The sequence below is a fragment of the Paraburkholderia sp. SARCC-3016 genome (assembly GCF_031119615.1).
GTDB lineage: Bacteria > Pseudomonadota > Gammaproteobacteria > Burkholderiales > Burkholderiaceae > Paraburkholderia.
On sequence record NZ_JAVHZD010000068.1, the window covers coordinates 1 to 12,660 of the forward strand.

Consider the following 12,660-nt stretch of genomic DNA (forward strand, 5'->3'; position numbering starts at 1 on the left):
AGCTATCACGCCTTATCTGACAAGCAACCAATGCCGTGAATCGTAATGCAGTTTCCACATCACGATGTGACGAATCACGGTCTTCTCCTTGTCGATCGATCGCGCTTGATCCCGTTAGATCGCGCTTGATTGAGCTTGATTGCGTTTGATCGGATTTGACGGCGACGGTGCGCGGCATCGCCGCGCCCTCGTATCCTCATGATGATAACCCGCCAGGTCGATCGCATTGGCGCATGCGCGTAAAGACGATTCGTCAATATGTACTTGCATCAACGCCAACGGAGCGAAAAAAGACGCCTTCGTGTGCGCGGCACCGCTGCCGGCGGCCCTGTCGTTTCCTATACTTTTTCCATCGCGCACTGCTTGCGCGGCCGTCTGGTGTTCCATTCCGACAACCCGCATCGAAAACGCCGCGCGATCGAAGCGCGCATCCGCGCGCGACGCGGCGCCACCGGCCCGTGCGCCGGTCCGCACATGCAAACGCACCGGGACGCCCATGCGCAAGCAAGTGCAAAGACCGGTATCGACTCATGCGGCGCGCGACGCGCCGCGCGCACGGCACATCGCCATCCGACTTCGAGAGGGCAACATGGCTACCTACATCATGCTCGTCAACTGGACCGATCAGGGTATTCGCAACGTGAAGGACACCGTCAAGCGCGCCAAGGCATTCGAGGAGACCGCGCGGTCGCTCGGCACGTCGATCGGCTCGCTCAAATGGACGCTCGGCGCCTACGATCTCGTCGTGACGTACGACTGCCCCGACGACGAGACCGCCACGCGCATCGGGCTTGCGCTCGGCTTGCAAGGGAATGTGCGAACGTCGACCTTGCGCGCCTTCGGCGAAGACGAGATGGAGCGGATTCTCGCCGGCCTGAAGTGAGCGGTGAGCGGCGAGCGAAGTTCGACGGCACCCGTCGGGCGCGAGATCGGGCGAGCGCTTCCTCCTGCGACGCCCGCTGGGCGTTGCGGGTGGCTCGGAAATGACAGACAGGCAAACCGGTGCGCGCGTGGCAGTAACCGTGCCACGCCCAAATCGCCCGGCCCCGACTACAATGACCGCCAGATTCCCGCTCTCGCCGAGGTGCCGGCCATGTACTCCGATCGCGTCGTCAGGTTGATCCGCTTCGTTGCTGTCGCGCTTGCCGTGGCCGCGTTGTCAGGCTGCGCCACGTGGTTCGGCAGCGATCCGCTGCGCGTGAACGTTGCCGGCCTCGAGCCGCTCGATAACCAGGGCACGGAAATGCGCTTCAACATGAAGCTGCGCATCCAGAACCCGAGCAGTTCAGCTGTGAACTTCACCGGTATTTCGGTCGATCTCGAAGTCAACGGCAAGGCGTTCGCGACCGGTGTGAGCCCCGCATCCGGCAGCGTGCCGGCGTTCGGCGAAACGGTCGTCAGCGTGCCCGTCACCGTCCCGGCGCTCGCCGTGCTCAATCAGATGTTCGTGTTCGTCGACCGTTCGCAATATGGCCAGATCGAATACATCCTGCGCGGGCGGCTGGCCGGTACCGGCATAACCGGCAGCACGCGCTTTGTCGACCAGGGCTCGATGTCGATTCCGTTCCCGTCCATCGGCGGCGCGGATTCCTGATTCACACGGTCGGCCCTTCGACCGGCTTGCCGCGCAAGGCGACCGCAATCGAGCTGCCCACCACGAGCGCAATGCCGGCCGCCGACACGAACCCGATCGTCTCGCCCCACGCGAGATAGCCGAACAGCGTCGCCCATACGATGGTCGTGTAGTTGTACGGCGCAAGCGCGCTCGCGCTCGAATCGCGAAACGCGACGGTCATAAGGATCTGCCCCGTACCGGCGAGAACGCCGATCAGCGCCATGAGCGCGAGTGCACCCGGCGTCGGCGTGCGCCATAGAAAAGGCAGCGACAGGCTGCTGACGAGCATGCCGACGAGCGTGAAGTACAGCACCGCGACGCCCGAATCTTCGGTCGGCTCGAAGCGCTTGATCTGGATGATCGACAGCGCACCCGTGATCGCGCTCAGAATCAGCAGTAGCGGCCCGATCCAGCTCGAGTGATTGCCCGTCGGCCGCACGATCAGCAGCACGCCGATAAAACCGATGGCGGCCGCCGCGGCATCGCGGCCTCGCAGCGGCTCCTTCAGCAGCAACGGCGCGAGCACGGTGACGAATAACGCCTCCGAATACAGAATCGCGACCGCTTCGGACAGCGGCGCGCACGGCAGTCCGGCAAAGAACAGCCCGAGCGTGACGAGCAGCGTCAGCGCGCGCAGCGTCTGTCTGCGCAGGCTCAGCGTTTTGATCCGCTCGCGTAATGGTGTGCCGCGCAGGCACATCACGAGCGCCGGCGCGAGGCCGAACATCATTCGGAAGAAGGTGAGCTCGTTGGCCGGATAGTCGAGCGAGACCGCTTTCGCAAGCGCGTCGACGAGCGCGAAGCAGAACATCGCGAGCAGAATCTGCACGATGCTGCGCGCGGTGACTGCATGCTGCCGGGGGATGGCGATGGACAAGGGAGCCGGACCTTCTAGTTCGGCGAATTCGCCGGCACGCTCGCCGCCCGATCCGCCGCCGATCCGCCCAGCAGATCCGTCGAGCGCACGCGCTGCACGCCGGCGGCCTGCATCTCGCGCCACGCCGCCTCGAGCGAGCCGTCCAGGTCGATCGCGCGCGTCGCGTCTTCGATGACGATCACGTCGAATCCGGCCGCGCGCGCATCGAGCGACGACCACGCAACGCAAAAGTCGGTTGCCAGCCCGCAGCACCAGACGCGTTTGACACCGGTGTCGCGCAAATAACCGGTGAGTCCGGTCGGCGTCGCGTGGTCCGCTTCGACAAAGGCCGAATAGCTGTCGACATGCTGATGATGTCCCTTGCGGATAATCGCGCGCGCATGCGGAATATCGACGTCGCGATGAAAGGCGGCGCCCGCTGTTTCCTGCACGCAATGCACGGGCCACATCACCTGCTGGCCGTACGGCAGCGTGATGGTCTCGAACGGCTTGCGGCCCGCATGATTCGCAGCGAACGAAATATGCGAGCGCGGGTGCCAGTCCTGCGTCAGCACGACGTGGCTGAAAAGACGCGCGAGCCGGTTTGCGATCGGCACGACCTCGTCGCCGCGTGCGACCGCGAGCGCGCCGCCCGGCATGAAGTCGTTTTGCAGATCGACGACCAGCAGCACGTCTTCGGTCTGGTTGATGTTGTACTTCGATACGGTCTTCATGCTTTCTCCCGCTTCTTTCGTGGTCTCATTCGCCGTCTAGCCGTTGAAACGCCGCCCCTGTGCCGCACGTTCGACCAGGCCCGGTGCGATCTCCCACGCATCGCCGTTCGGCTCGGCGGCCGCATAACGGCGAATCGCGCGCTCCACCTCGTCAAGACCGACCGTATCCGCATACCACATCGGTCCGCCGCGCCACAGCGGAAAACCGTAACCGGTCAGATAGACCATATCGATGTCCGACGCTTTCGCGGCAATGCCTTCGTCGAGAATCTTCGCGCCTTCATTGACGAGCGCGTAGACGAGCCGCTCGACGATCTCGTCATCGCCAAGCTCGCGGCGCGCGACACCGGCCTCGCGCGCATGCGCCACGATCATGTCGTCGACGGCCTGCGACGGACAGGCAGTACGCTCGCCCGGCTCGTAGTCGTACCAGCCGCCGCCGGTCTTCTGACCGAAGCGGCCCATCTGGCACAGCCGGTCGGCGACTTTCGCATAGCGTTGCTCCGGATGCTCGCGATAACGGCGCTTGCGGATCGCCCAGCCGATATCGTTGCCCGCGAGATCGCTCATCCGGAACGGCCCCATCGCGAAGCCGAACGCCTCGATCGCACGGTCCACCTGTGCGGGCAGCGCGCCCTCTTCAATCATAAAGAGCGACTGGCGGATGTATTGCTCGATCATCCGGTTGCCGATAAAGCCGTCGCACACGCGCGCGACGACCGCGGTTTTGCCGAGCTTCTTCGCCAGCTTCATGACGGTGGCGAGCACGTCCTTCGCCGTCTGTTCGCCGCGCACGACTTCGAGCAGCTTCATCACGTTCGCGGGGCTGAAGAAATGCATGCCGATCACGTCCTGCGGGCGCTGCGTGAATGCGGCGATGCGGTTCAGATCGAGCGTCGACGTGTTCGATGCGAGAATCGCGCCCGGCTTCGCCAGCGCATCGATGCGGCGAAACACCTGCTCTTTCACGTTCAGATCCTCGAATACCGCTTCGACGATCAGGTCCGCGTGCTTCAGATTGTCATAAGACAAAGACGGCTCGATACGCGCAAGCCGTTCTTGCGCCGCTTCAGCCGCGAGCCTGCCTTTTTTGACAGTATTGTCGTAATTCTTGCGGATCGTCGCGAGACCGCGCTCGATCGCTTCGTTGCCCGTGTCGATGAGCGTAACCGGTAAACCCGCATTGGCGAAACTCATCGCAATGCCGCCGCCCATCGTGCCCGCGCCGATCACGGCGACCTGCGCGATCGTGCGCGTCGGCGTATCGGACGGGACATCGGCAATCTTGCCAGCCGCGCGTTCGCCGAAAAATGCATGGCGCAGCGCGCGGCTTTCGGGCGATTGAACGAGCGCGACGAAGCATTCGCGCTCGAACGCGAGGCCCTGATTGAACCCGTGCAACGCGCCGGCTTCGATCGCATCGATACATCGATGCGGCGCGGGAAAATGCCTCGCGGTCCCGGCAATGCGTTTGCGCGCGGATGCGAGGTGAGCCGCCGCATCGGGACCGTCGATGGCGCGCTCGCGCAGCTGCGGGTGCGGTCCGGGCCGCGCGCCTGCGTCGCGCGCCAAAGCCAGCGCGGCGTCGAGCAGATCGGCTTCGGCGAGCCTGTCGAACAGCGCGGTATCCGCGAGCGCTTCGGACATTGCCGGCGCCCCCGTCACGATCATATCGAGCGCACGCTGCAGCCCGATTGCGCGCGGCAAGCGTTGCGTGCCGCCGGCGCCGGGCAGAAGTCCGAGCGTCACTTCGGGCAATGCGATCTGCGTGCCGCGCGCGGCGACGCGATAATGCGCGCCGAGCGCGAGTTCGAGCCCGCCGCCCACGGCCACGCCGTGGAGCGCCGCGACAACCGGCTTCGCACTGCCTTCGAGCGCGCGAATCACCGTGCCGAGCATCGGCTCGGCGCTCGCTTTCGGCGTGTTGAATTCCGTGATGTCGGCGCCGCCGCAGAACACCTTGCCGGCACCGGTCAGCACGACTGCGGTCACGGCCGGGTCCTGCCGCGCGCGTTCGAGCGCATCGACGATTCCGGCACGCGTCGCGTGGCCAAGACCGTTGACGGGCGGGTTGTTCAGCGTGATGACGGCAACGCCGTCGCGGGTCGCGTAATCGACTGCCATCTGCGTGCCTCCGTGTTGGCCTGCGTGAGGCCAAAGCCGCATACCGCGTGCGCGGCAGGCGTGATGCGTTCACGCGGTATCAGCGGGATGTAGGGCTATTGTCCGCATTTTGCAGCGAACGTATCGCGAGCACGCAGGATACACAGACAGGAACGATCGTTCAATTCAGGATCGGGCGACGGCGGGGCATCGCGAGGGCATCGCGAAGTCATCAAAGCGGGCCCCCGCCGTCAGCGCCGTGCGCGGCGTACGCCCTCGCCAGGCGCTTCTGCGTCCGCGCCGCGATCCGTGCCGGCGGCGTGCGCAGACGCGCTCGCCGTTGGACATGCCGGATCGGCAAGCACCGAAGGCGGCACATAGTCGCGGAACTGCTCGCGCAGCTTCACCTTTTGCAGCTTGCCGGTCGCCGTATGCGGCAGTTCGTCGACGAACACGACATCGTCGGGGATCCACCATTTGACGACCTTATCCACATAGAACGCGAGCAATTCGTCGCGCGTAAGCGTCGCGTGCGGCCGTCTGACGACGACCAGCAGCGGCCGCTCGGTCCAGCGAGGATGCGCAACGGCGACGCACGCCGCTTCGGCAACGGCCGGATGCGCGACGGCGATATTCTCGAGGTCGATCGAACTGATCCATTCGCCGCCGGACTTGATGACATCCTTGCTGCGATCGGTGATATGCATGAAGCCATCGGGGTCGAGCGTCGCGACATCGCCGGTCGGAAACCAGCCGTCGATCAGCGGCGAAGTTTGCGCGCCGTAGTAGCGGTCGATCACGCACGGCCCGCGTACGTGCAGATCGCCGAACGACACGCCGTCCCACGGCAGTTCGCGGCCATCGTCGCCGACGATCTTCATATCGACGTTGAAGATCGGCCGCCCCTGCTTCTCGCGCAGCGCGCGCTGCCGGGCGGCAGGGCGCCGCGCCTCTTCGCCTGTGCGCTTCACGAGCGTGCCGAGCGGCGACATCTCGGTCATGCCCCACGCGTGGATCACTTCGACGCCGTAGTCGTCCTCGAATGCGCGCAGCATCGCGGGCGGGCATGCGGAGCCGCCGATCACCGTGCGCTCGAGCGTCGAAAAGCGCGCGGCGGTTTCCTTCATATGCGCAAGCAACCCGAGCCAGACAGTCGGCACGCCGGCCGAGCAGGTGACCTGCTCCGCTTCCATCAGCTCGTAAAGCGACCGTCCGTCGAGATCCTTGCCTGGAAACACGAGCTTCGAGCCCGACAGCGGCGCCGCGTGCGGCAGACCCCATGCATTCACATGAAACATCGGCACGACCGGCATCACGACGTCGCGCGCCGACAAGGCCATCGCATTCGGCAGCGCCGCGTTGTACGCATGCAGCACTGTCGATCGATGCGTGTACAGCGCGCCTTTCGGATGGCCGGTCGTGCCGGACGTATAGCACAGGTACGATGCGCTGCGCTCGTCGATAAGCGGCCATTGGTACGCGCCGTCGTGCGGTGCGAGCAGCGCTTCGTAGCTCGTCACACCGTTTGACGCGAGCGTGCGCATCTCGGGCAGATGCGCGTCGTCGGTCAGCGCGATCCAGCCGCGCACGTGCGGACATTGCGGCGCGAGCACGTCGACGAGCGGCGCGAACGAGATGTCGAACAGCACGTAGCGGTCTTGCGCGTCGTTGATGATGAACGCGATCTGATCGGGAAAGAGCCGCGGATTGATCGTATGGCAGACCGCGCCGAAGCCCGTCGTGCCGTAGTACGTTTCGAGGTGCCGGTAGCCGTTCCAGGCGAGCGTCGCGATCCGCTCGCCTGGCTGCACGTCGAGCGCGATCAGCGCCTGCGCGAGCTGTTTCGCGCGCCGCTCGCACTCGCGCCAGGTATAGCGATGCAGATCGCCTTCGATGCGCCGCGACACGATTTCGACCGAGCCGTAGAACCGCGCCGCGTGCCTCAGCAGCGCGGACACCGTCAGCGGCACATCCATCATCCGACCTTGCAGCGACGGCGTCATGGGCCTATCCCCAGTACTGGTGCGTTGTCGTTGATGATCGTCACTGCGCGAGGGTGGCAGTTTCCACTTCCGCGTCAAGGCATGGCCTATGCGACGCAACTCGCGACGCAAACCCGCGACGCAAACCTGCGAAGCAACCCCGCAAAGCAAACCGGCCGCCAGCAGCGCAAGACACGCGGATTTACAATATCGGCTATTAAAGAGGCGCTCAATATGACGTTTTCACCAGGCACCGCAGAACTTCCCGAAGCCGGCACGTCCGGTCCGTTCGATATGGCTGTCGCGGCAATCGCGAGCAAGCGGGACGGCTCGTTCGCCGAGCTCGGTTCGGCATTCCTGACCCGCTTGCCTGCCGCGCCGCTACCCGCCCCGTATGTGGTTGGCTTTTCGCCGGAATGCGCGGCGATGCTTGGCTTTCCCGCCACGCTCGCGAGCGACCCCGGCTTTGCCGACTTTTTCTCGGGCAATACCACGCGCACATGGTCCGCTGACGCGCTGCCCTATGCCTCGGTCTACTCCGGCCATCAGTTCGGCGTCTGGGCGGGCCAGCTCGGCGACGGCCGCGCGCTCGGTCTCGGCGAAGTCGAACACGCCGGCAAGCGCTTCGAATTGCAGCTGAAAGGCGGCGGCCGCACTCCGTATTCGCGCATGGGCGACGGCCGCGCAGTACTGCGCTCGTCGATTCGCGAGTTCCTGTGTTCCGAGGCCATGCATCATCTCGGCATCGCGACGACGCGCGCGCTGTGCGTGACAGGTTCCGACCAGCCCGTGCGCCGCGAGGAAATGGAAACCGCGGCCGTCGTGACGCGCGTGTCGCCGAGCTTCGTGCGCTTCGGGCATTTCGAACACTTCTATTCGAACGACCGCGTCGATGCGCTGACCGCGCTCGCCGATCACGTGATCGATCGCTTCTATCCGGCCTGCAGGCAGGCCGACGACCCCTATCTCGCGCTGCTGAACGAAGCAGTGGTGTCGACCGCGGACATGATCGCGCAATGGCAGGCGGTCGGCTTCTGTCACGGTGTGATGAACACCGACAACATGTCGATCCTCGGCCTCACGATCGACTATGGCCCATTCGGCTTTATCGACGGCTTCGACGCGAATCACATCTGCAATCACTCGGACTCGCAAGGCCGCTACGCCTACCGGATGCAGCCGCAGATCGCGTACTGGAATCTGTTCTGCCTTGCGCAGGCGCTGCTGCCGCTGTTCGGAGCACAGTATGAAGAAAGCCGGCGCGGCGAGCGTTCCGTCGAAGATGCACAACGCGTGCTCGAAGGCTTCAAGACGCGTTTTGCGCCCGCGCTCGAAGCGCGCATGCGCGCCAAGCTCGGCCTCGAAACCGCGCGTGACGGCGACGACGCGCTCGCGAACCGGCTCTTCGAGATCATGCATGCGAACCGCGCGGACTTCACGCTGACGTTCCGCCATCTCGCACGCGTCTCGAAGCACGATGCAAGCGGCGATACGAGCGTGCGCGATCTGTTTCTCGATCGCGCCGCCTTCGATGCCTGGGCGAACGACTATCGCGCGCGGCTGTCACAGGAAGCACGCGACGACGCGTCGCGCGCGCTTGCAATGAACCGTGTGAACCCCAAATTCGTGCTTCGCAATCACCTTGCGGAAACGGCAATCCGCCACGCGAAGGAAAAAGACTTTTCCGAAGTCGAGCGGCTTGCAGCGGTGCTGCGCCGGCCGTTCGACGAACAGCCCGAGCACGCCGCCTATGCGGCGCTGCCGCCCGATTGGGCGGGTTCGCTCGAAGTCAGCTGTTCGTCGTAAAGAGCCGCGGCTTCATCGACCGCCTTATTGCCCGACCCGCATTCTCTTCAGGACCCGACCATGAACGCTGACGATCTGAACCACTCCGCGAAGACCTCCGCCGATACCAGCGAGTACCCCGTGCAAAAAGACGACGCCGAGTGGCGCAAGCAGTTGTCCGAGACCGAGTACGAGGTGACGCGCCACGCGGCGACCGAGCGCCCGTTCACAGGCCGCTACTGGGACCACTGGGATCGCGGCATCTACGATTGCGTCGCGTGCGGCACGCCGCTTTTCGAAAGCGATACGAAGTTCGATGCGGGCTGCGGCTGGCCCAGCTACTTCAAGCCGATCAACGGCGAAGTGATCGAGGAGCGCACCGACCGCTCGCACGGCATGCTGCGTATCGAAGTGCGCTGCAAGAACTGCGGTTCGCATCTGGGCCATGTGTTCGAGGACGGTCCGGCGCCGACCGGCCTGCGCTACTGCATCAACTCGGCTGCGTTACAATTCGACCCCAAGTAAGCTTGCCGATGTCGCTTCGGCGAAAGTCCGGGCTCAGGCCGCCCCTCGGGCCGGCCTCTGGCAACCTGCCGCGGCCCGCCGCAACCCGCGCGGCGAAGCGTGCACAATGTGCGCTTCGCCAGCGGATTCCTCCGACCTGATAATGAAATTCCTGTTCGATCTGTTCCCGATCATCCTGTTTTTTGTCGCATTCAAGGTCTGGGGCATTTTCACCGCGACCGCGGTGGCGATCGGCGCGACGCTCGTGCAGATTGCGTGGGTGGCGTTTCGCCATCGCAAGGTCGATCCGATGCTGTGGATCAGCCTCGGCGTCGTGACCGTATTCGGCGGCGCCACGCTCGTGCTGCACAACGACACGTTCATCAAATGGAAGCCCACGGTGCTGTACTGGGCATTTTCGGTCGTGCTGATCGTCTCGCAATTCGCCTTCGGCAAGAACCTGATCGAAGCGATGATGGGCAAGCAGATCACGCTGCCACATCGGATCTGGGGGCAACTCAGTATTGTCTGGGCCGTGTTCTTCGTGCTGCTCGGCATTCTGAACCTGTTCGTCGCGTACAACTTCTCGACCGACGCATGGGTCAACTTCAAGCTGTTCGGCGCGACGGGCTGTCTGGTCGTGTTTATCGTCGGGCAGAGCCTGTGGCTTTCGAAGTATATGAAAGAAGAGTGACATCATGAGTGCCGACGCCTTCCTTCGCGCCACGCCGGCCGAGCGCATCGCATTGATCGAAGCGCGGCTTGGCGCCGCGCTCGCGCCGGTCGAATCGATTACCGTGCGCGACGATAGCGCGCAGCACGCGGGACACCCCGGAGCCGCCTCGGGCGGCCATTACAGCGTGACGATCGTGGCCGCCGCGTTCGCGGGAAAGCCGCGGGTCGCGCGTCATCGCCTGGTGTATGATGCGCTGGCCGATGCGATGCAGCGCGGCATCCACGCGCTCGCAATCACGGCTTACACGCCGCAAGAATTCAGGCAGTTGCCGCATTAGCTCCCGTGTATTCCCGTGTATCGGCCCTGTAGCCATGCGTTGCATCGTGCGTGTGCTGCGCCTTGCACAGGCGAGTACCTTCGAAGTCGTTCTGATCGGCTGCCGCTATCCACCCACGTTACGTTAGCCCCGTTAGTCTGCTCCATTAGGAACTTCCGATGACCTTGAAAAACACCCGCTACTGGGTCTTGCTGGCCGCGTGCGCGGCGGCTCCTGCGTTTGCACAGAACATCGCCGTCGTGAACGGCACGCCGATTCCGAAATCACGTGCCGATGCGCTCGTTCAGCAACTCGTGGCACAAGGTCAGCAGGATTCGCCGCATCTCGAGCAGGCCGTGCGCGAGGAACTCATCAATCGCGAGATCCTGATGCAGGAAGCGGCGCGCCGCGGCCTGCCCTCGCGTCCGGACGTCAAGGCGCAGGTCGCGGTCGCGCAGCAGACGGTCGTGCTGCGCGCGCTGATCGAAGACTTCGTGAAGAACAACCAGCCGAGCGATGCCGAAGTCAAGGCCAAGTACGACGAGCTCGTCAAGGAAGCCGGCGGCGGCAAGGAGTATCACCTGCACCACATCCTCGTCGATAGCGAGCAGCAGGCGAAGGATCTGATCGCGAAGATCAAGGGCGGCGCGAGCTTCGAAGACCTCGCCAAGCAATACTCGAAGGACCCGGGCTCGGCCAAGAACGGCGGCGATCTCGACTGGTCCGATCCGAAGGCGTATGTGCCTGAATTCGCGACGGCCGCGGAAAAACTGCAGAAAGGCCAGATGACCGATACGCCGGTGCACACGCAGTTCGGCTGGCACATCATCCGCGTCGACGATGTGCGCGAAACCCCGCCGCCGCCGCTCGAACAGGTCAAGCCGCAGATCGTCCAGCAGATGCAGCAGGAGAAACTCCAGGCGTTCGAAGAAAACCTGCGCAAGAACGCAAAGATCCAGTAAGCGCGCTTTTCTCGGGCGCACCGCTTCGCGGAAACCCCCATGCTCCACGGAGCATGGGGGTTTTGCTTTTTTGGGCGCGCCCATTCGCGCGACCTTACGATTTTCAAACAGATCCAGACAATTTTCTAAAGCCGGTCAACCAGCCGGCCGTTATAGCCGTTTGCTTCCTTTACTCACTATTTGCACAACGGTATCGGTGCAGAGCCGCGCCACGCAATGCCTGGCGGCACATAGGGCGGTCGGCTCGCACCGTCGATGATAAAAACGACATAAAAGGATTCGCCGCGCGCCGCGGCAACATGCCTCGAAATTCGGGTCTTCGAGGGTGCGGCGCAGCAAAGCGGGTCCCGATGCTCCGAACCCATGCATGACACAGACCTATCCAGCCTCCACCGCGTTCTCGCACGCGTAAGGCGCCTGCCCGGCGCGCAGCATTGGCGCCAATGTCTCGTTCCCGCCATCGCGTTCGGCGTCTGCGCGCTTCTGCTCGTCGTCTTTCAGCATCTGTCGCAAGCGGTCGACTACCGTTCGGTCGTCACCCGGCTCTGCCATCTGTCGGCCGGCGAATGGGCCGGCGCGCTCGGCGCGACCGCGGCGAGCTACGTCGCGCTGGTCGGGCGCGATGCGGTCGGGCTGCGCTACGCCGGCGCAAAGGTGCCGCGCGCGCCGCTGTGGGTCGGCGCGACGGTCGGCTCGGCGCTCGGCAACGCCACCGGCTTCGGCGCGCTGACGGGCGGCGCGGTGCGCTGCCGCGTGTACGGCGTCGCCGGCGTCACGCCCGTGCAGGTCGGCCGGATGACGGTGTTGACGAGCATCACGCTGGCGCTCGCCCTCGCGCTGATGACGGCGGCCGGCATGATCGCGGACGCGTCGACGCTCGCGCGCATGACGGGTCTCGCGCCCGGCATGCTGCGCATGATCGGCTGCGCCCTGCTCGCCGGATTCGCGGTCCTGATCGCGGCGTGCGGCTCGACCGCAAGGCGTGTGCAGTTTTCGACGCGCATCGCGATCGCGTTCACGGTGCCGGCGCGCCGCGATCTGGTCGAGGAACTCAAGTCGGAGGCCAAGCGGTCTTAGGAAGACAAAACATTCTACCAACTCCTTGGCTCACAGAACGACATGGCTAC

11 protein-coding genes and 1 pseudogene are annotated in these 12,660 nt (G+C 64.5%); 8 read left to right on the forward strand and 4 right to left on the reverse strand.

Annotated features, from left to right (window positions below; translation table 11 throughout):
* Positions 1-589 precede the first annotated feature (589 nt).
* The gene (locus tag QYH69_RS35205; RefSeq protein WP_075157246.1) at positions 590-883 is read left to right on the forward strand and encodes a GYD domain-containing protein; all 294 of its coding nucleotides are present in this window, start codon (positions 590-592) and stop codon (positions 881-883) included.
* A gap of 210 nt (positions 884-1,093) precedes the next feature.
* Positions 1,094-1,594, forward strand: coding sequence for an LEA type 2 family protein (locus QYH69_RS35210; protein WP_308836244.1), 501 nt, complete (start codon positions 1,094-1,096; stop codon positions 1,592-1,594).
* A gap of 1 nt (position 1,595) precedes the next feature.
* Here QYH69_RS35210 and QYH69_RS35215 read toward each other — a convergent pair whose 3' ends face one another.
* The 4 genes from QYH69_RS35215 to QYH69_RS35230 all read right to left on the reverse strand — a co-directional run bounded on the left by QYH69_RS35215 (position 1,596) and on the right by QYH69_RS35230 (position 7,311).
* A complete protein-coding gene (locus QYH69_RS35215; protein ID WP_308836245.1) occupies positions 1,596-2,492 on the reverse strand; it encodes a DMT family transporter in 897 nt (298 codons plus the stop codon).
* A gap of 14 nt (positions 2,493-2,506) precedes the next feature.
* Entirely contained in the window at positions 2,507-3,205 is a 699-nt protein-coding gene (gene pncA / locus QYH69_RS35220; RefSeq protein WP_308836246.1) for a bifunctional nicotinamidase/pyrazinamidase, read from the reverse strand.
* Between the two features lie 36 nt (positions 3,206-3,241).
* Positions 3,242-5,329 carry a 3-hydroxyacyl-CoA dehydrogenase NAD-binding domain-containing protein gene (locus QYH69_RS35225; protein WP_308836247.1) on the reverse strand — a complete coding sequence of 696 codons (2,088 nt, stop codon included), beginning with the start codon at positions 5,327-5,329 and terminating at the stop codon, positions 3,242-3,244.
* A 230-nt stretch (positions 5,330-5,559) separates the two neighbouring features.
* Positions 5,560-7,311 carry a 3-(methylthio)propionyl-CoA ligase gene (locus tag QYH69_RS35230; protein ID WP_308836248.1) on the reverse strand — a complete coding sequence of 584 codons (1,752 nt, stop codon included), beginning with the start codon at positions 7,309-7,311 and terminating at the stop codon, positions 5,560-5,562.
* A gap of 213 nt (positions 7,312-7,524) precedes the next feature.
* On the opposite strand from QYH69_RS35230, the gene QYH69_RS35235 reads away from it, so the two are divergent.
* The 6 genes and pseudogenes from QYH69_RS35235 to QYH69_RS35260 form a co-directional block, all read left to right on the forward strand.
* A complete protein-coding gene (locus tag QYH69_RS35235) occupies positions 7,525-9,096 on the forward strand; it encodes a YdiU family protein (RefSeq protein ID WP_374992565.1) in 1,572 nt (523 codons plus the stop codon).
* Between the two features lie 60 nt (positions 9,097-9,156).
* Entirely contained in the window at positions 9,157-9,600 is a 444-nt protein-coding gene (msrB, locus tag QYH69_RS35240; protein ID WP_308836249.1) for a peptide-methionine (R)-S-oxide reductase MsrB, read from the forward strand.
* Positions 9,601-9,742: 142 nt separating this feature from the next.
* Positions 9,743-10,273: a septation protein A gene (locus QYH69_RS35245; RefSeq protein WP_308836250.1), complete on the forward strand. Its 531-nt coding sequence runs from the start codon at positions 9,743-9,745 to the stop codon at positions 10,271-10,273.
* Between the two features lie 4 nt (positions 10,274-10,277).
* Complete coding sequence (locus QYH69_RS35250; protein ID WP_308836251.1) at positions 10,278-10,592, forward strand: BolA family protein; 315 nt, start codon at positions 10,278-10,280, stop codon at positions 10,590-10,592.
* A 158-nt stretch (positions 10,593-10,750) separates the two neighbouring features.
* On the forward strand, positions 10,751-11,533 hold the full coding sequence (locus QYH69_RS35255; RefSeq protein WP_075157253.1) for a peptidylprolyl isomerase: 783 nt from the start codon (positions 10,751-10,753) through the stop codon (positions 11,531-11,533).
* Between the two features lie 363 nt (positions 11,534-11,896).
* Positions 11,897-12,586, forward strand: a pseudogene (locus QYH69_RS35260) (hypothetical protein); the annotation flags it as partial.
* Between the last annotated feature and the right edge of the window lie 74 nt (positions 12,587-12,660).

Coding starts and splice junctions, on each gene's coding strand:
- QYH69_RS35225 (WP_308836247.1), bottom strand. CDS start 5,329: ATGGCAGTCGATTACGCGACCCGCGACGGCGTTGCCGTCATCACGCTG.
- pncA (WP_308836246.1), bottom strand. CDS start 3,205: ATGAAGACCGTATCGAAGTACAACATCAACCAGACCGAAGACGTGCTG.
- QYH69_RS35255 (WP_075157253.1), top strand. CDS start 10,751: ATGACCTTGAAAAACACCCGCTACTGGGTCTTGCTGGCCGCGTGCGCG.
- QYH69_RS35210 (WP_308836244.1), top strand. CDS start 1,094: ATGTACTCCGATCGCGTCGTCAGGTTGATCCGCTTCGTTGCTGTCGCG.
- QYH69_RS35245 (WP_308836250.1), top strand. CDS start 9,743: ATGAAATTCCTGTTCGATCTGTTCCCGATCATCCTGTTTTTTGTCGCA.
- msrB (WP_308836249.1), top strand. CDS start 9,157: ATGAACGCTGACGATCTGAACCACTCCGCGAAGACCTCCGCCGATACC.
- QYH69_RS35250 (WP_308836251.1), top strand. CDS start 10,278: ATGAGTGCCGACGCCTTCCTTCGCGCCACGCCGGCCGAGCGCATCGCA.
- QYH69_RS35230 (WP_308836248.1), bottom strand. CDS start 7,311: ATGACGCCGTCGCTGCAAGGTCGGATGATGGATGTGCCGCTGACGGTG.
- QYH69_RS35205 (WP_075157246.1), top strand. CDS start 590: ATGGCTACCTACATCATGCTCGTCAACTGGACCGATCAGGGTATTCGC.
- QYH69_RS35235 (WP_374992565.1), top strand. CDS start 7,525: ATGACGTTTTCACCAGGCACCGCAGAACTTCCCGAAGCCGGCACGTCC.